Below are 17,314 nucleotides of genomic sequence, written 5' to 3'. Positions count from 1 at the left end.
GCGGCCGGTGTCGTCCCGACCGCCCGGAACCATCCTTACGCCGACCGGTCGAGAGCGCGCAGCGACCGGTCCGTGATCGAACGGGCGCCTCGGCCGATCGCGATCGTGCCGGACTGGACCAGCTCCTTGATGCCGTACGGTTCCAGCATCTTGAGCATGGCCGTCAGCTTGTCGGCGCCGCCGGTGGCCTCGATGGTCACGGCCTCCGGGGAGACGTCGACGGTCTTGGCGCGGAACAGCTGGACGATCTCGACGATCTGCGAGCGCGTCTCGTTGTCGGCGCGCACCTTCACCAGAACGAGTTCACGGTGAACGGCCTGTCCCGGCTCCAGTTCGACGATCTTCAGCACCTCGACGAGCTTGTTGAGCTGCTTGGTGACCTGCTCCAGCGGCAGGGCGTCGACGCTCACCACGATCGTGATGCGGGAGATGTCGGCGTGCTCGGTGACGCCGACGGCGAGCGAGTCGATGTTGAAGCCTCGGCGGGAGAACAGGGCGGCGATCCTGGCCAGGATGCCCGGCTTGTTCTCCACCAGGACGGAGAGCGTGTGCTTGGACATGTCTCTTGGGTCTCTCTCGCTCAGTCGTCTTCGTTGTCGCCGAAGTCGGGGCGGACGTCCCGGGCGGCCAGGATCTCGTCGTTGGAGGTGCCGGCGGCGACCATCGGCCACACCATGGCGTCCTCGTGGACGATGAAGTCGATGACCACCGGGCGGTCGTTGATCGAGTTCGCCTCTTCGATGACCTTGTCGAGGTCGTCCGGGGACTCGCAGCGGATGGCGTAGCAGCCCATGGCCTCCGACAGCTTCACGAAGTCGGGGACGCGGGTGCCCCGGGCGTCCGGGTTGACGTCGTTCGGGCCGGAGTGCAGCACGGTGTTGGAGTAGCGCTGGTTGTAGAACAGGGTCTGCCACTGGCGGACCATCCCGAGGGCACCGTTGTTGATGATGGCGACCTTGATCGGGATGTTGTTCAGGGCGCAGGTGGTGAGTTCCTGGTTGGTCATCTGGAAGCAGCCGTCGCCGTCGATCGCCCAGACCGTCCGGTCCGGCGCGCCGGCCTTGGCGCCCATCGCGGCCGGGACCGCGTAGCCCATGGTGCCCGCGCCGCCGGAGTTCAGCCAGGTGGCGGGCTTCTCGTACCGGATGAAGTGGGCGGCCCACATCTGGTGCTGGCCGACGCCCGCGGTGAAGATCGTGTCCGCCGGGGCGAGCCGCCCGATGCGCTCGATGACCTGCTGCGGGGAGAGCGAGCCGTCGGACGGCTGGTCGTAGCCGAGCGGGTAGGTCTCGCGCCAGCGGTTCAGATCCTTCCACCAGGCGCTGTAGTCGCCCTGCTGGCCCTCGCTGTGCTCCTTCTGGACGGCCTGGACCAGATCCGCGATGACCTCGCGCGCGTCACCGACGATCGGCACGTCGGCGGCGCGGTTCTTGCCGATCTCGGCCGGGTCGATGTCCGCGTGGACGATCTTGGCGTGCGGCGCGAAGCTGTCGAGCTTGCCGGTGACACGGTCGTCGAAGCGGGCGCCGAGGGCGACAATCAGGTCGGCCTTCTGCAGACCGGTGACGGCGGCCACCGAGCCGTGCATGCCCGGCATGCCCAGGTGCTGCGGGTGGCTGTCGGGGAACGCGCCCAGCGCCATCAGCGTGGTGGTGACCGGCGCGCCGGTCAGCTCGGCGAGGACCTTCAGCTCGGCGGTGGCGCCGGCCTTGAGGACACCGCCGCCGACGTACAGGATCGGCCGCTTGGCGGTGGTGATCAGCTTGGCGGCCTCGCGGATCTGCTTGGCGTGCGGCTTGGTCACCGGGCGGTAGCCGGGCAGGTCCATGACCGGCGGCCAGGAGAACGTCGTCTTCGCCTGGAGGATGTCCTTGGGGATGTCGACCAGAACCGGGCCGGGGCGGCCGGTGGAGGCGATGTGGAAGGCCTGCGCGATCACCCGGGGGATGTCCTCGGCCTTGGTGACCAGGAAGCTGTGCTTGGTGATCGGCATGGTGATGCCGACGATGTCCGCCTCCTGGAAGGCGTCCGTGCCGATCGCCTTCGACGCCACCTGGCCGGTGATCGCCACGAGCGGCACCGAGTCCATGTGGGCGTCGGCGATCGGGGTCACCAGGTTGGTGGCGCCCGGGCCGGAGGTGGCCATGCAGACGCCGACCCGGCCGGTGGCCTGCGCGTATCCGGTGGCCGCGTGACCCGCGCCCTGCTCGTGCCGGACCAGGACGTGGCGGACCCTCGTCGAGTCCATCATCGGGTCGTAGGCGGGCAGGATCGTACCGCCGGGAATGCCGAATACCGTCTCGGCGCCGACCTCCTCGAGCGAACGGATGAGGGACTGCGCACCCGTCACGTGCTCGACGGACGCGGAGTGCTGTCCTCCGGATCGGGGCCGCGGCTGCGGATGGGCCCCGGTGGCCTGCTCGGTCATCGGCATTCTCTTCTCGATGCTGAGGGTTTTACTGAGGGTCTTACTGGGGTTCTACAGGGGTGCTGCTGCGGTTTTGTGCAACAAAAAACCCCTCGTGCCAAAAGGCAAGCGAGGGGAGCGCGCCGGGTGTGGGTCGCCGTGAGTTCCGGGTCCGTCCGGACGTCACCAGCTTCAGCCGACGCGCTTTCCAAGTACGAGAATTCGGGTGCGCATGGCATTGACCCTCCCCCTGGCGCGCACCGGCTGTCAAGTGGGTGGGACGGGAGTCTCATTATGTGAACGAAGGGCACTTCCGCTCCCCAGGACGGCGGTGACACCACTGGTGTACACCCCCGCGCCGCCGCCCGCGAACGCGGGCTCGGCGGGCCCGTGCGGGACCGGGTAGCGGCCGGTCGCGAGAGCCCGGCGCAGCCGGTACTCGTCGACCGGCCCGGAGAACGCCATGCCCTGACCGTGGGTGCAGCCCATCGCGCGCAGCGCCACGACCTGCTCGGGCAGATCCACCCCCTCCGCGACGGACTGCAGCCCGAGGTCTCCGGCGATCCGCAGCAGCCCGCTGGTGATCTTGTGCAGCCGCGCGGACTCGACGACCCCCTCGACCAGCGAGCGGTCGAGTTTGAGTACGTCGACGGGGAGCCGGCGAAGTGCCGTGAGGGTGGCGAAGCCGCTGCCGAAGCCGTCGAGGGCGATCCGGACGCCGAGCCGCTTCAAGGCCCCCAGGCGGCGCTCCAGCTCGTCCAGCGGCACCCTGGGGTCGGTGTCCGACAGCTCGACCATCAGCGCCCCGGACGGCAGCCCGTGCCGTGTCAGCAGCGCCTCCACGGAGCCCAGCGGCATCGACCGGTCCAGCAGCCGCCGGGCGCCCACCCGCACGACGACCGGCACGGTCAGCCCGCTCGCGGTCCGGTCGGCGGCCTGTTCGACGGCCTCCTCCAGCGTCCAGCGACCCAGTTCGGCGGTCTTGTCGCTGTCCTCGGCGGCGCGCAGGAACTCGGCGGGGGTGAAGAGCACTCCTTGGGAGGAGCGCCATCGGGCCTGCGCGGCGACCGACGAGATCCGGCCGTCCTCCAGGCGCACCACCGGCTGGTGCAGCAGCGCGAACTCGCCGTCGTGCAGCGCGGCACGCAGCCGCGTGGCCAGCTCCGCCTTGCGGACGACGTCCTGCTGCATCTGCGGCTTGTACAGCTCGACCCGGCCCTTGCCGCCCGCCTTGGCGCGGTACATGGCGAGGTCGGCGTTGCGCAGCAGCTCACCGGCGCCGAGGCCCGGTTCGGCGAAGGCGACGCCGATGGACGCGGCGACGCGCACCTCGTTGCCGTCGATGAGGTACGGCTGGGAGAGCGTGAGCCTGAGCCGGTCGGCGAGTTCCAGTATGTGGCGTTCGCGGGCGGTACGGTCGCGGGTGCCGTCGCCGACGATCAGGGCCGCGAACTCGTCGCCGCCCAGCCGGGACGCGGTGTCGCCGTGGCGGACCGCGTCCTGGAGCCGGCGGGCCGCTTGGACCAGCAGTTCGTCCCCCGCCGCGTGGCCGATCGTGTCGTTGACCGCCTTGAAGCCGTCGAGGTCGATGAAGAGGACCGCAGTGTTGCGCAGGGCGGGACCCCGGTCGGAGCTACGGCGACCGGACAGGGCCTGCTGGACGCGCCGGGTGAACAGCGCGCGGTTGGGCAGGTCGGTGAGCGGGTCGTGCTCGGCGTTGTGCTGGAGCTGCGCCTGGAGCCGCACGCGTTCGGTCACGTCCCGGCTGTTGAAGATCAGGCCGCCGTGGTGGCGGTTGACGGTCGACTCGACGTTGAGCCAGCCCCCGCCGCCGGAGCGGAAGCGGCACTCGATGCGGGTGGTGGGCTCCTCCTGGGGGGTGGCGGCGAGGAAGCGGCGCACCTCGTGCACCACGCAGCCCAGGTCCTCCGGGTGGATGAGATGGGCCAGCTCGGTGCCCACGAGCTCCTCGGCGGACTGTCCGTAGACCCCGGCGGCTGCCGGGGAGACGTACCGGAGGATGCCGCTGGGGGCGGCGATCATGATGACGTCGCTGGAGCCCTGCACCAGGGAGCGGAAGTGGTTCTCCTTCTGCGCCAGTTCCTGGGTGAGGGTGATGTTGTCGAGCAGCATGATCCCCTGCCGCACCACGAGGGCGAGCACGACCGCGCCACCGGTCAGCAGCACCACACGGTCGACGCTGCGGCCGTTGAGGACGTTGTAGAGGATCCCCAGGGTGCAGACGGCGGCCGCGAGATACGGCGTGAGCGCGGCCAGGGAGCCGGTGATGGGCCGGGTGGCCGGATACCGGCTGGGATCACCTCCCTGGGGAGGCGTCCGGTCCGGTGCCCGCGCGGCCGTCTGCGCGGAGGGGTGGGCGGCCGGACGCGACGGCCCGTGCGGGTGGCCCGCGGTGCGCTGCTGGCCGGGTACATGCTCGTGCACCACACGCGTGTGCCCCTCGTCCGACGCCCCTTGTCGGCGGGAGGCGGCCCAGGGCGCGTACGCCAGGAGCAGCGAGCCCGCGAACCAGCCCGCGTCGAGGAGCTGGCCCGAGCGGTAGTTGTTGTGCAGCAGCGGTGAGGTGAACAGGGCGTCGCACATCACGGTCAGCGCGAGCGCGCCGACAGCCGTGTTGACCGCTGTGCGATTCACGGGCGACCGCCTGAAGTGCAGGACGAGCACCATGCTCACCAGGGCGATGTCGAGCAGCGGGTACGCCAGCGACAGCGCCGCGTGCGCGACGCTCGGCCCGTCGAACTGCGCCGCCTGGGCGAGCGCGAGGCTCCAGGAGAGGGTGAGCAGCGAGCCGGCGATCAGCCAGGCGTCCAGCCCCAGGCAGACCCAGCCCGCCTTCGTCATGGGCCGGGCGGCGAGCACGAGCAGCCCCACGATGGCGGGGGGCGCGAAGCACAGGAAGAACAGGTCGGCGAGGCTGGGGCTGGGCACGGGCCGCCCCAGGACCACCTCGTACCAACCCCAGACCAGATTGCCGAGGGCCGCCATCGCCGAGGAGAGCGAGAACAGCAGCCAGGCGGATCGAAAGCGGACGCGTCGGGTGCGCGCGTAGAGGAGACACGACACGGCGGCGGCGCCCGCCGCGGCGGTCAGCCCGAAGTCGCCCATGATCAGCGCGAGTTCGTCGGAGCCCCAGCCGAGCGCGGAACCGACGGCGTATCCCGCGCACATGAGAGCCAGCAGCAGTTGGTGGACCAGGCTCGATCCGGGGCCGCCGGCGGACGGCGGCGCGGTGCGCGGTGTCCCCGTCGGAGACTGCGTCCGCAGTGCTCCGTCGAGGAGGGTCGTGGAGGTCGGCGGCGAACTCACCGGGTCCCCCCGGTCCGCGTCACTCCCGGATCCCTCGGGTCCCGGGGCGTCGGCTGCGCGTGCTTCCGGTGGCTGCCGCACCTGCGGTGGTGATGGCCGTGGTGGGCACCGTGACCGTGTTCGCGCGCGGCCGAGCGCCAGGGTCGCCGTCGGCGGCTCCGCCGCGTCGGATCGTTCGTCCATAGGCCGTGCATCGCCCGTCGCCCCCCTCACAAGTCTGAAATGTCCATCCCTGGCGCCGAAGTGCGCGGCGCAGCCCCTGTCGGGACGATACACCAGTCTCGTCACTCAGGGACATAGTTCCTCTACGCTGCGTGACGATCATCGGCATATGCGCCCGGAAGAGGTACGGACCGCGTCCGGGGGACTGCGGAGGGTGCCCGAACCGGACTACAGGACTGCCATCGCCGTCACGATCCGTTCGCCGTGCCCGTCGTAAGGATCACGTTGCGCAGCGGCCGCCGGTTCACGAAGCGGTCCAACTGGTCCACCAGGAGTCGCTCGGCGCGCGGCAGGAAGGCGGAGGTGGGCCCGCCGACGTGCGGGCTGACGAGGACACCCGGCGCACTCCACAACGGGTGCCCCGGGGGCAGGGGTTCGGGGTCGGTGACGTCCAGGGCGGCGGTGAGGCGGCCGCTCTCCAGTTCGGCGAGCAGCGCCTTGGTGTCGACGACCGGGCCGCGGGCCACGTTGACCAGCAGCGCGCCGTCCTTCATCCGGGCCAGGAACTCGGCGTCGACCAGGCCGAGCGTGCTCTCGTTCAGCGGCGTGGACACGATCACGACGTCCGCCTCGGGGAGCAGGGCGGGCAGTTCGGCGATCGGATGCACGGGACCGCGCGCCGTCGTGCGCCATGAGCGCGCGACGCGCGCCACCCGCGCCACCTCGAAGGGCACGAGCCGGTCCTCGATGGCGGAACCGATGGAGCCGTACCCGACGATGAGCACGTTCCGGTCGGCGAGCGCGGGCCGGAACCCGCCCAGCCACTCCCCCCTGTCCTGGGCCCGCACGAAGTCGGGAACCCCGCGCAGCGACGCGAGGACCAACGTGAGCGTGAGCTCGGCGGTACTCGCCTCGTGCACCCCGCGCGCGTTGCACAGCCGCACTCCGGGAGGCAGGGACGCGAGGGCCGGCTGCACGTGGTCGATGCCGGCGGACAGCGTCTGGACGACCTCCAGCGCGCTCATCGCGGGCAGGGGCCGCTGCCCGACTTCGGCGGGCTTCATGTAGGGGACGACGTAGAAGGCGCAGTCCGCCGGGTCGGCCGGAAAGTCCTCCGCGCCGTTCCAGAAGCGGTAGTTCGGCCCCTCGGGGAGACCCTCGATCTCCTCCGGAGGGATGGGAAGCCATACGTCAGCACTCATGGTCGGGAGGCTATGTCAGGCGCGCGCGTGCGCAGAGGTTAGGTTGGGGGGTCGGGAGAGGGAGGGTCACGAGCAGGTGGAGCGCAGGACGATCGGCGCGGGGGCGCTCGAGGTGGGGGCCGTCGGTCTCGGGTGCATGCCGATGAGCTGGGCGTACAGCGGGTCGCGGCAGCGTGGCGACGAGTCGCTCAGGGCGGTGCACCGGGCGTTGGATGAGGGTTCGTCCCTGCTGGACACCGCCGACATGTACGGCCCGTTCACCAACGAGCTGTTGCTGGGGCGGGTGTTGAAGGAGCGGCGCGAGGACGCGTTCGTGTCGACGAAGGTGGGGCTGCTCGTCGGTGAGCAGCACATCGTGGCCAATGGCCGCCCCGGGTATGTGAAACGGGCCTGCGACGCCTCCCTCCGGCGCCTGCAGACGGACGTCATCGACCTCTACCAACTGCACCGCGCGGACCCCGAGGTCCCGGTCGAGGAGACGTGGGGCGCGATGGCCGAGCTCGTCCGGGCGGGCAAGGTGCGGGCGCTGGGGCTGTGCGCGGTGGGGGCCCGGGGTGGTCGCCGCTCCCAGGGGCGGCTCTACGACGGAACGATTCGGCAGTTGCGGCGGGTCCAGCAGGTCTTCCCGGTGAGCGCGGTGGAGGCGGAGCTGTCCGTGTGGTCGCCGGAGGCGCTGGACACGCTGCTGCCGTGGTGCGAGGCGCGCGGGGTCGGATTCCTGGCGGCGATGCCGCTCGGCAACGGCTTCCTCACCGGCACGCTGACGCCGGGCGAGGGCTTCGAGCCGGACGACATGCGGGCCCGCCACCCCCGGTTCACCGCCGAGATGATGGCCGCGAACCAGCCGATCGTCGCCGGCCTGCGCCGGATCGCCGCCCGGCACGGCGAGTCCGTGACGGCCGCGCAGGTGGCCCTGGCCTGGGTGCTGGCGCAGGGCCGGCACGTGGTGCCGGTCCCGGGCGCCAAGCAGGAGCGCTGGGTGGCGGAGAACGCGCAGGCGTCCGGTCTGCGTCTGACGCCGCAGGACCTGACGGAGGTGGCGGAACTGCCGGGAGCACGGGGATCGTGGGAGTGAGTGCCGCTTTCGGGTCGGGTCGAGCCGGATCGGGAACCCCTGAGGCGTGAGCGGCGTAGGACAAGTGGAGCCTGCCGCAGGTACCGCCGTGACCGTCCTGTCGAAGGGAACATGATCGTGCAACGTCGAGCTGTGTCGGCCGTGTTGGCCGCGAGCGCTCTGCTGGTGACGGCCGGCTGTTCCTCCGACGCCGAGGAGTCGCCGGGCGCCTCCGCCAGCGCGTCCCCGGGGCGCAAGGCCGCGCAGACCTCCCCGGCCGCCGAGGAGACCCCGCCCGCGAAGGGCACGGTCAAGGTGGTGCGCACGGTCGCCGAGGGCCTGAACACCCCCTGGGGCCTGGCCCCGCTCCCCGAGGGCGGCCTGCTGGTTGCCTCGCGCGACGAGGGGACGATCACACGGGTCGACGAGAAGACGGGCCGAAAGACCGAGCTGGGTGAGGTGCCGGGCGTCTCCGCCGCGGGCGAGGGCGGCCTGCTGGGCCTGGCCCTCTCCCCCGACTACGCCTCGGACCACATGGTCTACGCGTACTTCACCTCGGCCTCGGACAACCGGATCGTCCGCATGATCTACGACACGAAGCGGCCCGCCGGGGACCAGCTGGGGGCGCCCGACACGGTCTTCAAGGGCATCCCCAAGGGCATGATCCACAACGGTGGCCGGATCGCGTTCGGCCCGGACGGCATGCTCTACGCCGGCACGGGCGAGAGCGGCGACCGGGGCCTGGCCCAGGACAAGAAGTCCCTGGGCGGCAAGATCCTGCGGCTGACCCCGGAGGGCGAACCGGCCGCCGGCAACCCGTTCCCGGACTCCCCGGTGTACTCGTACGGCCACCGCAATGTGCAGGGTCTGGCCTGGGACTCCAAACAGCGCCTGTTCGCCTCGGAGTTCGGGCAGAACACGTGGGACGAGCTGAACGCGATCATGCCGGGCGCCGACTACGGCTGGCCGGCGGCGGAGGGCAGGTCCGAGGACGCGAAGTACCGCAACCCGACAGCCCAGTGGCACACCGACGACGCCTCGCCCAGTGGCATCGCCTACGCGGAGGGCTCGATCTGGATGGCGGGGCTGAAGGGGCAGCGCCTGTGGCGCATCCCGCTGAAGGGCACGGCGGCCTCGGCGGACCCGCAGGCCTTCCTCAAGGGCGAGTACGGCCGGCTGCGCACGGTGGTGTCGGCGGGCGGCGACAAGCTGTGGGTCACGACCAGCAACACGGACGGCCGGGGCGACCCGAAGACGGGGGACGACCGGATCCTTGAGCTGGAGGTGAGCTGAGCACCTTCGCCCGTCCTCCCTCACCCGTCCTCCACCTGTCACCCGTCACCCGTCACCCGTCCTCCGCCCCTGCCTCCGACTCCGCCGCTTCCCCCGCCTCCGCCTCCGCCTCCGACGCCCCCGCCTCCGTCTCGGGCGGCCGTACGACGACCTTCCCGGACGTGAGGTCTATCGGCCCCCGCCCGGGATCACCGTCCCCGACGTCCTCCCGGGTCAGCTCCAGCCGGTTCTGCTCGTCCCGGGTGTGCTTGCGGCCCGGCGCGAAGAGGTCCTCGAAGGCGTTGAACATCGTTCTCCCTTTCCGGGGGCCGGTATGTCACCGTTGTCCATCATCGCGCGGCCACCCGCTCCCCCGCCCCCGGCGGGAACAGCCCCAGCCGGTGGGCCACCGCCGCCGCCTCTCCGCGGCCCGAGACGTCGAGCTTGGACAGGATGTTCGAGACGTGGACGCTGGCCGTCTTCGGCGAGATGAAGAGTTCCTCGGCGATCTGCCGGTTGGTGCGGCCGGCGGAGACCAGGCGGAGGACGTCGCGTTCCCGGCTGGTCAGGCCGAGGGACTCGATGGGGTCGGCGGACGGCTTCCGTGAGGTGAGGGTGGTGGGGGTGAGCGGGAGGCGGGCGCGTCGGGCGAGGAGGGTGACGGCGTCGGTGAGGGGGACGGCGCCGAGGTGGGCGGCGACGGCGCGGGCGAGGCGGAGGAGCTCGGCGGCTCGGTCGCGTTCGTCGTCGCCGCCGGCGGAGAGCAGGGCCTCGGCCAGGCGGTGGCGGGTGCGGGCGAGGTCGTAGGGGCGTTCCAGGTGTTCGAAGGCGGTGACCACCTCGGACCAGTCGTCCGGGTCGGCGCGGCCCTCGGCGCGCAGGAGCTCGACGCGGACCCAGCGTTCGTGGGCCTGCCAGACGGGGGCGATCGTGGCGAGCTTCTTGGCGGCCGTGCGGATGCGGTCGACGAGGTCGGCGCGGCCGGGCCCGGCGGCGGGCAGTGCGCGGGCGTCGCCCTCGGCTGAGGCGGCGGCGAGCAACAGGGGCCAGGCGTCACGCTGGGCACCGGGCGGGAAGCCTCGGTCGAGGACGGGTGAGACGTGGGCGCGGGCGTCCAGCGGGCGGCCCTGGGCCGCGGCGAGTCCGATGGCGAGGCGGGTGAGGGGGAGATGGTGCTGGGGGGCGGGTTCGTGGGAGCCGAAGAAGCCCTGACCCGCAGCGAGTTGGCGGTCGGCCTCGGCGAGGTCGCCGCGGGCGAGGGCGAGTTCGGCGCGGAGGGTGGCGTGGACGCCGAGGATCGCCACACCCCGACCCACCCGCCCGGCGGCGGCGCAGGCGCGGTCGGCCTCGTCCCAGCGGCCCAGGGAGAGGTAGGACTCGGCGAGGTTGCCCCATACCCGGGCCACGGTGTCGGGCGGTCCGTGCCGTTCGGCGAAGTCGAGGCCCTTGTCCAGGATCGGGACGGCCTCCCGGGAGCGGCCGATCGCCTCCAGTTCGGAGGAGAGGTCGACATAGGCGTTCAGGGCGACGGAGGGGGCGTCCTCGGCGAGGGCCCGGTCCCTGACGTCGTGCAGCTGCGCGAGTCCGGCCTCGATGTGGCCGGCGTGAACCATGAGGACACCGAGGACCTGGCGGGCGTTGAGCTCGGTCTCGCGGGAGCCGATCATGCGGGCGTACTCCACGGCCCGTTCGGCGGCCTGGTAGGCGTCGGGACCGGGGGCGTGGACCATGGACCAGTTGGCGATGTGGGTGAGCACCTCGGCGTGCACCTCGCTGGGCGGCAGGCCGCGCACCAGGTCCTGGGCGGTGGCCAGTTCCTCGCGGCCGCTGCCCCGGCCCAGGGAGTGCACCAGCCGGGAGCGCTGCACCCAGAACCAGGCGGCGCGCTGGGGGTCGTCCTCGTCCTCCAGGAGGCGCAGGGCCCGCTTGGTGATCTTCAGGGCGCGTTCGCGTTCCCCGCAGTAACGGCCTGCGACGGCGGCCTCGGCCATGAGGTCGAGGAAGCGCAGCGGGGTGGTGGCCGGGTCGCATCCGCAGGGAGAGCAGGCCTCGGTGTGTCCGACGGGTCGCAGGGCGGCCCGCACCCCCTCCGGCGCGGTCTCCCACAGTTCCATCGCCCGTTCCAGGAGCCGCAGTTGTTCGCTGTAGGCGCGCCGGGAGCGGGCCTCGACGGAGGCGTCCAGAACAGCGGGGAGGGCCTTGGCCGGGTCGTGCGCGTGGTACCAGTAGCTGGCCAGCCGCATGACGCGCTCGTCGGCGGGGACGAGCGTCGGGTCGGCCTCGAGGGCCTCGGCGTAACGGCGGTTGAGGCGGGAGCGTTCGCCGGGGAGCAGGTCGTCGCCGACGGCCTCGCGGACCAGGGAGTGCCGGAAGCGGTAGCCGTCGCCGTCGGGGGCGGCGAGCAGGATGTTGGCGCCGACGGCGGCGCGCAGTGCCTCGAGAAGCTCGTCCTCGGCGAGCCGGGCGACGGCGTCGAGCAGCCGGTACTCGACGGTGGAGCCTCCCTCGGCGACGATCCGGGCGACGTTCTGCGCGCTCTCGGGCAAGGCCTCGACGCGGACGAGCAGCAGGTCGCGAAGGGAGTCGGTGAGGCCGGTGCGGCAGCCCTCGTGGGCGGCGACGGCGAGTTCCTCGACGAAGAAGGCGTTGCCGTCGGAGCGTTCGAAGATGTCGTCGACCTGGTCGGGGTCGGGTTCGTGGGCGAGGATGCCGGCGATCTGGCGGCAGACCTCGTCGCGGGTGAAGCGGGCGAGTTCGAGGCGCTGGACGGTGCGCAGCCGGTCGAGTTCGGCGAGCAGGGGGCGCAGCGGGTGGCGGCGGTGGATGTCGTCGGCGCGGTAGGTGGCGAGGACGACGAGCCGGCCGGTGCGCAGGGTGCGCAGCAGGTAGGACAGCAGGTGGCGGGTGGAGGCGTCGGCCCAGTGCAGGTCCTCCAGGGCGACGACGACGGTGCGGTCGGCGGCGACGCGTTCCAGGAGGCGGGCGGTGAGTTCGAAGAGGCGGGCCATGCCCTCCTCGTCGTGGCGTCCGGAGGCCGCCACGCCCAGTTCGGGCAGCAGCCGGGCGAGTTCCTCCTCCTGGCCGGCCCCGGCGGCGGCCAGTTCGTCCGGCAGGGTGCGGCGCAGGGCGCGCAGGGCGGTGGAGAACGGGGCGAAGGGCAGTCCGTCGGCGCCGATCTCGACGCAACCGCCGACCGCGACGACGGCGCCCCGGCGGCGGGCGGCCGTGGCGAACTCCTCGACGAGCCTGGTCTTGCCGACCCCGGCCTCGCCGCCGATGAGCAGCGCCTGCGGCTCTCCCGCCGCGGCGCGGGAGAGCGCGGCGTTCAGGGTGTCCAACTCGTCGGCGCGACCGACGAAGACGGGGCTGACGGACCTGGTCTCCACGGGGGCGAGCATCGCACGGGGGTGTGAGGACGGCCCAGCGGATATCCCCGGAACCCCGACGGATGTCGCCGGAACCCCGGTGGGAAGGCGGCCGACCCCCGTGCGGTCGCCCTCCCCCGCCCCGGGGTTCATGCCGGCCGGGCGAACCGGAGCCGGCGCAGGAGGTGGGTATGCGACTCGTTCTCGGCGCCGCCGTCCGACCGCTGGGCGGTGGTGCGTTCGGCGGCCTCGCGGCGGGCGGCACGCCGGCCGCGGACGGCCTCGCGGGCCAGCCGCTCGTGTTCGGCCCGGCGGAGCAGTTCGGCGGAACGGGCCTGCTGGAGCTCGTACTCGTACATGGTGGATGTCCCCTTGGGAAGGTGGGTTTTCGGCTTCGCTTGCCGCGATGCCTCCACCTTCGTCTCCCAGGCGGGTCCGCCACATCGGGAGAGTTCCGCATCTTCGGCGACGGGGGGTGCCTTAGACGCGGCTGAGGGGTCCCAGGGCCGGCCGTAAGGTGCTTACGGCCGGACTAAGACCCCTCGTGACCTGCGCGGACTCAGCTTGCGCCGGGCAGGGGGAGCAGCGCGTCGGTGTACTTGAGGACGGCCAGGAGCAGGCCGATGACGCCCAGCGCGACGCCGGCCCAGGAGACCGACTTGATCCAGGTCGCCTGCGGACGGGCGGTGCCGAAGGCCGGGCGGGCCAGCACGACGACGCCGACGACCAGCGCGGCCAGCGCGAACAGGCCGGCCCACAGCGCGGTGGTCTGCCAGGCGTCGCCGTGGGTCGCCTCCAGCTGCTTGGCGAGGCTCGTGTTCGACGAGGTGGAATTGTGCAGCTGGCCGACGAGGGTCTGGCGCGCCCCGGCGACGGTGCCGATCCAGCTGCCGGTGAGCGACACGAAGCCGAGCACTGCGGAGACGACGGCGCCCGCGCCCTGGCCGACGCCGACGGAGCCGTCCGCGACGGCGTCACCGTCCTCGGCGACGAGCTCGTCGGAGTGCGGTGCCTCTTCGGTCACCTCGTCCGTGGCGTCGGTCTTGGTGACGTCCACCTTCTCCTCGTCGGTCTTCGTCTCGGTGCCGGTCTCGGCGCCGGCCTCGTCAGCAGTCTTGGTTCCCATACCTCGCACCGTACGGACGCTCTCTGAGAGGTCCCTTAATGATCGTTGTGAGCGGCACGCGCGCGTGCGTCGTGCCACTCCTGGGCCAGCACGGACCACACTTCGAGGTCGTGCCGCACCCCACGATAGGGGTAGGCCTGCCGGCGCACGCCGTCGCGGGTCATCCCCAGCCGCCGGGCGACGTTCAGGCTGGGCGTGTTCCCCGCGGACGCGACCCACTCGATCCGCTGGATCCCGCGCTGGTCCACGGCGAAGTCGATCAGCACCCGGATGGCCCGGGTGATCAGACCGCGCCCGGTGGCGGCGGGTTCCAGCCAGCAGCCGACCTCGCAGTTCGCGGCCTCGGCGTCGAAGTTCAGGAAGAGCACCCCGCCCACGAGCTTGCCGTCCAGCCACAGGCCGTGCAGGGAGCCGGTGTCGGCGGCGCGCATGTCGGCGTACCGCTGGAGCACCTCGCGCGCGCCGGCCACGTCCTCGGCCTTCGAGCCGAAGGGGACGTACTGGTTGATGAACTCCCGGCCTCGCTCCAGGTGCGCGAGGAACTCCTCGGCGTGCCAGGGCTCCAGGGGACGCAGTTCGGCTCCGTCGTCACCCAGCGATATCGCGTACATCCGGCTCCCGCTCCTTCTCCAGCGCCTCCACTGCCTCGGTGAGCCTCTCATGGGCGGCACGGCACTCGGGCGGCTCGATGCTGATCCGCGGCAGCCGCCGGTCGAGCCAACGGGGAAGCCACCAGTTGGCGCCGCCGAGCAGGTGCATCAGAGCGGGCACCAGCAGCGTACGGAGGACGAAGGCGTCGAGGGCGACGGCGGCGGCGAGCGCGATGCCGAACATGGCGATCACCCGGTCGCCGCTGAGGACGAAGGCGAGGAAGACCGAGATCATGATGACCGCGGCGGAGTTGATCACGCGGCTGGTCTCGGCGAGGCCCACGCGGACGGCGCGCCGGTTGTCGCCCGTCTCCAGCCACTCCTCGTACATCCGGCTGACCAGGAAGACCTGGTAGTCCATGGAGAGGCCGAACAGCACCGACACCATGATGACCGGCAGGAAGGGCTCGATCGGCCCCGCGCGGCCGAGGCCCAGCAGCTCGCTCCCCCAGCCCCACTGGAAGATCGCGACGACGACTCCGAAGGCGGCGGCGACGGCTGCCACGTTCATCACGGCGGCCTTCAGCGGGATGCCGGCGGACCGGAACGCGAGCAGGAGCAGCAGACAGCCCAGGCCGATGACGACGCCCACGAACAGCGGCAGTTTGCCGACGATGACGTCCGCGAAGTCGTCGTAGCCCGCCGTGACGCCCCCCACCTGGACGTCGAGGGAGGTGCCGGCCTCGGCCCGGGGCAGCACCTCGGTGCGCAGCCGGTCGACGAGCTCAGTGGTGTGCTGCGACTGCGGGGCGGACTCCGGTACGACGGTGAGGTACGCGGTGCGGCCTGCGGAGTCGAAGGTCACCGGGGTCACCGACGCCACGCCCTCGGTGGTGCGCAGGGCTGCGTCGAGGTTGTCGAGGGCGAGCTTGTCCTCTGCGCCGTCGACGCGGGTCACCAGGGTCAGCGGGCCGTTGACGCCCGCCCCGAAACCGTCGGACAGGAGGTCGTAGGCCTGGCGGGTGGTGGCCGACTTCGGGGCGTTGCCCTGGTCGGAGGTGCCCAGACGGAGGGAAAAGGTGGGCAGGGCGAGGACGGCGATGACGACGAGGGCGAGCGCGCCGAGCAGCTTGGGGTGACGCTCCACGAACGCCGACCAGCGGGCGGCGAGCCCGGTCGGCAGCTCCGGCTGCGGCCCGTGCTCGGCGAGGCGGCGGCGTTCGCGGCGGCTGAGGGCCCGCATGCCGATCCCGGACAGCAGGGCGGGCAGCAGCGTCACGGAGGCGGCGACGGTGAGCACGACGGTCAGGGAGGCGGCGATCGCCACTCCGTTGAGGAAGCTCAGCCGCAGGATCAGCATGCCGAGCAGCGCTATGCACACCGTGGCGCCCGCGAAGACGACCGCGCGTCCGGTGGTGGCGACGGCGTTGGTGGCGGCTTCGGTGACCGTGAGCCCGCGCTTCAGCCCGCGCCGGTGCCTGGTCACGATGAACAGCGCGTAGTCGATGCCGACGCCGAGCCCGATGAGCATGCCGAGCATGGGCGCGAAGTCGGCGACGGTCATGGCGTGTCCGAGGAGCACGATCCCGGCGTACGCGGTGCCGACGCCGACCAGGGCGGTGGCGATGGGCAGAGCCGAGGCGGCGAGCGAGCCGAAGGCCAGGAACAGCACGACCGCGGCGACGACCACCCCGACGACCTCGGCGAGATGCCCGCCGGAGGACTCGGTGAGCCCGATCGCGCTGCCGCCCAGCTCGACCTGGAGCCCGTCGCTCCCGGCGGCCCGGGCGGTGTCGACGACGGCCTGCGCCTCGCCCTTGTCGATGTCCTCGGCTCGGTCCTCGAAGACGACGGTGGCGTACGCCGTGTGCCCGTCCTTGCTGATCTGCGCCCTGCCCTGGTCGTCGTAGGGGCCGGCGACGGAGGCCACGCCGGGCAGGTCGGCGATCTTCTCCAGCGTGCGGGTCATGGTCTGTTCGACGTCGGCGGCGCGGACGGTGTCCGAGGTGGTGTGCCAGACGACGGTGTCGGTGTCACCGCCGAGGTCCGTAAAGCCCTGCGTGAGCAGCTGCGTGGCGCGGCCGGACTCGGTGCCGGGGACCTCGTAGTCGTTGGAGTAGGCGGAGCCGGTGACGACCGCGGCGGTGGCCGTGGCGCCGAGGGCGAGCAGCCAGAGCAGGATTGTGACGAGGTGGTTGCGTACACACCAACGTGCAAGGGCTGCCACCGACGCGCTCCCGGGGTGAATTGTGGATCTTTGGCCGGGAACATTCGTGCACAGTCGTGGTCTGACTTGAACAGCCCGCAAAGAACGTATGAGCAATGCGAGGCCACTCTCGCAGGCGAAAAAGATCGTCGGACGCGTTCGTGCGCCTTTTCACAAGAGTGGGAGGCAGATCACAGGACAATAACGGCCGCGGTGTCAGGGCACGTCGGCCACGTGTCAGTACCGGGCGTGTCAGTCCGCCTGGTCGCCGAACGCCATCACCATCACCCCGGCGATCAGCAGCCACAGCGCGCGCCGGGTACGGCCGCGGGAGCCCAGGAGGGCGGCGAGGGCGCAGACTGCGGCGCCGAGGGCGTAGGCCGCCGGGACGAGCGCCGGGGCGGATCCGGTGAGGCGCAGGAGGGACGCGGCGAGACCGGCGAGGGTGAGCAGCGCTCCGGTGCCGGTCGCCGTCCAGCGGGCCCGCCGGGCGTCCTCGGTGCCGTACTCCTCGTCCGGGTCCTCTATGTCGCTGTGGGGTTCGGAGTCGGTTCGTGCACTCATGGCGGGCGAGCGTAGCGCGTCGGGCCGAGGACGCGAGCA

General features: G+C 72.0%; 13 protein-coding genes. 2 read left to right on the top strand and 11 right to left on the bottom strand.

The window, feature by feature from the left end; translation table 11 throughout:
- Positions 1-35 precede the first annotated feature (35 nt).
- From ilvN to OG289_RS35035, 4 genes are all read right to left on the bottom strand, one after another.
- Positions 36-560, bottom strand: coding sequence for an acetolactate synthase small subunit (ilvN, locus tag OG289_RS35050; RefSeq protein WP_327318054.1), 525 nt, complete (start codon positions 558-560; stop codon positions 36-38).
- Positions 561-580: 20 nt separating this feature from the next.
- Positions 581-2,428: an acetolactate synthase large subunit gene (locus tag OG289_RS35045; RefSeq protein WP_327318053.1), complete on the bottom strand. Its 1,848-nt coding sequence runs from the start codon at positions 2,426-2,428 to the stop codon at positions 581-583.
- Positions 2,429-2,674: 246 nt separating this feature from the next.
- Positions 2,675-5,734: a putative bifunctional diguanylate cyclase/phosphodiesterase gene (locus OG289_RS35040; protein ID WP_327318052.1), complete on the bottom strand. Its 3,060-nt coding sequence runs from the start codon at positions 5,732-5,734 to the stop codon at positions 2,675-2,677.
- 410 nt (positions 5,735-6,144) lie between these two features.
- Entirely contained in the window at positions 6,145-7,098 is a 954-nt protein-coding gene (locus OG289_RS35035) for a 2-hydroxyacid dehydrogenase (protein ID WP_327318051.1), read from the bottom strand.
- Between the two features lie 76 nt (positions 7,099-7,174).
- Here OG289_RS35035 and OG289_RS35030 point away from each other — a divergent pair, with 76 nt between their 5' ends.
- Entirely contained in the window at positions 7,175-8,173 is a 999-nt protein-coding gene (locus OG289_RS35030; protein WP_327318050.1) for an aldo/keto reductase, read from the top strand.
- A 111-nt stretch (positions 8,174-8,284) separates the two neighbouring features.
- On the top strand, positions 8,285-9,445 hold the full coding sequence (locus OG289_RS35025; RefSeq protein ID WP_327318049.1) for a PQQ-dependent sugar dehydrogenase: 1,161 nt from the start codon (positions 8,285-8,287) through the stop codon (positions 9,443-9,445).
- A 52-nt stretch (positions 9,446-9,497) separates the two neighbouring features.
- Here OG289_RS35025 and OG289_RS35020 read toward each other — a convergent pair whose 3' ends face one another.
- The 7 genes from OG289_RS35020 to OG289_RS34990 form a co-directional block, all read right to left on the bottom strand.
- Positions 9,498-9,734 (bottom strand): DUF6191 domain-containing protein, encoded by a 237-nt coding sequence (locus OG289_RS35020; RefSeq protein WP_327318048.1) that lies wholly within the window; start codon positions 9,732-9,734, stop codon positions 9,498-9,500.
- Between the two features lie 40 nt (positions 9,735-9,774).
- Positions 9,775-12,822, bottom strand: coding sequence for a helix-turn-helix transcriptional regulator (locus OG289_RS35015; RefSeq protein WP_327318047.1), 3,048 nt, complete (start codon positions 12,820-12,822; stop codon positions 9,775-9,777).
- A gap of 116 nt (positions 12,823-12,938) precedes the next feature.
- Positions 12,939-13,148: a hypothetical protein gene (locus tag OG289_RS35010; RefSeq protein WP_327318046.1), complete on the bottom strand. Its 210-nt coding sequence runs from the start codon at positions 13,146-13,148 to the stop codon at positions 12,939-12,941.
- Positions 13,149-13,348: 200 nt separating this feature from the next.
- The gene (locus OG289_RS35005; protein WP_327318045.1) at positions 13,349-13,915 is read right to left on the bottom strand and encodes a hypothetical protein; all 567 of its coding nucleotides are present in this window, start codon (positions 13,913-13,915) and stop codon (positions 13,349-13,351) included.
- Between the two features lie 35 nt (positions 13,916-13,950).
- A complete protein-coding gene (locus OG289_RS35000; RefSeq protein ID WP_327318044.1) occupies positions 13,951-14,526 on the bottom strand; it encodes a GNAT family N-acetyltransferase in 576 nt (191 codons plus the stop codon).
- On the bottom strand, positions 14,504-16,732 hold the full coding sequence (locus OG289_RS34995; protein WP_327318043.1) for an MMPL family transporter: 2,229 nt from the start codon (positions 16,730-16,732) through the stop codon (positions 14,504-14,506). The genes OG289_RS35000 and OG289_RS34995 overlap by 23 nt, the downstream gene beginning before the upstream one ends.
- Before the next feature lie 231 nt (positions 16,733-16,963).
- The gene (locus tag OG289_RS34990; protein ID WP_327318042.1) at positions 16,964-17,275 is read right to left on the bottom strand and encodes a hypothetical protein; all 312 of its coding nucleotides are present in this window, start codon (positions 17,273-17,275) and stop codon (positions 16,964-16,966) included.
- Positions 17,276-17,314 lie beyond the last annotated feature (39 nt).

The organism is Streptomyces sp. NBC_01235 (assembly GCF_035989285.1).
Classification (GTDB): Bacteria; Actinomycetota; Actinomycetes; order Streptomycetales; family Streptomycetaceae; genus Streptomyces.
Note: the sequence above shows the minus strand (reverse complement) of the source record. Positions and strands in the feature narration are given on the sequence as shown.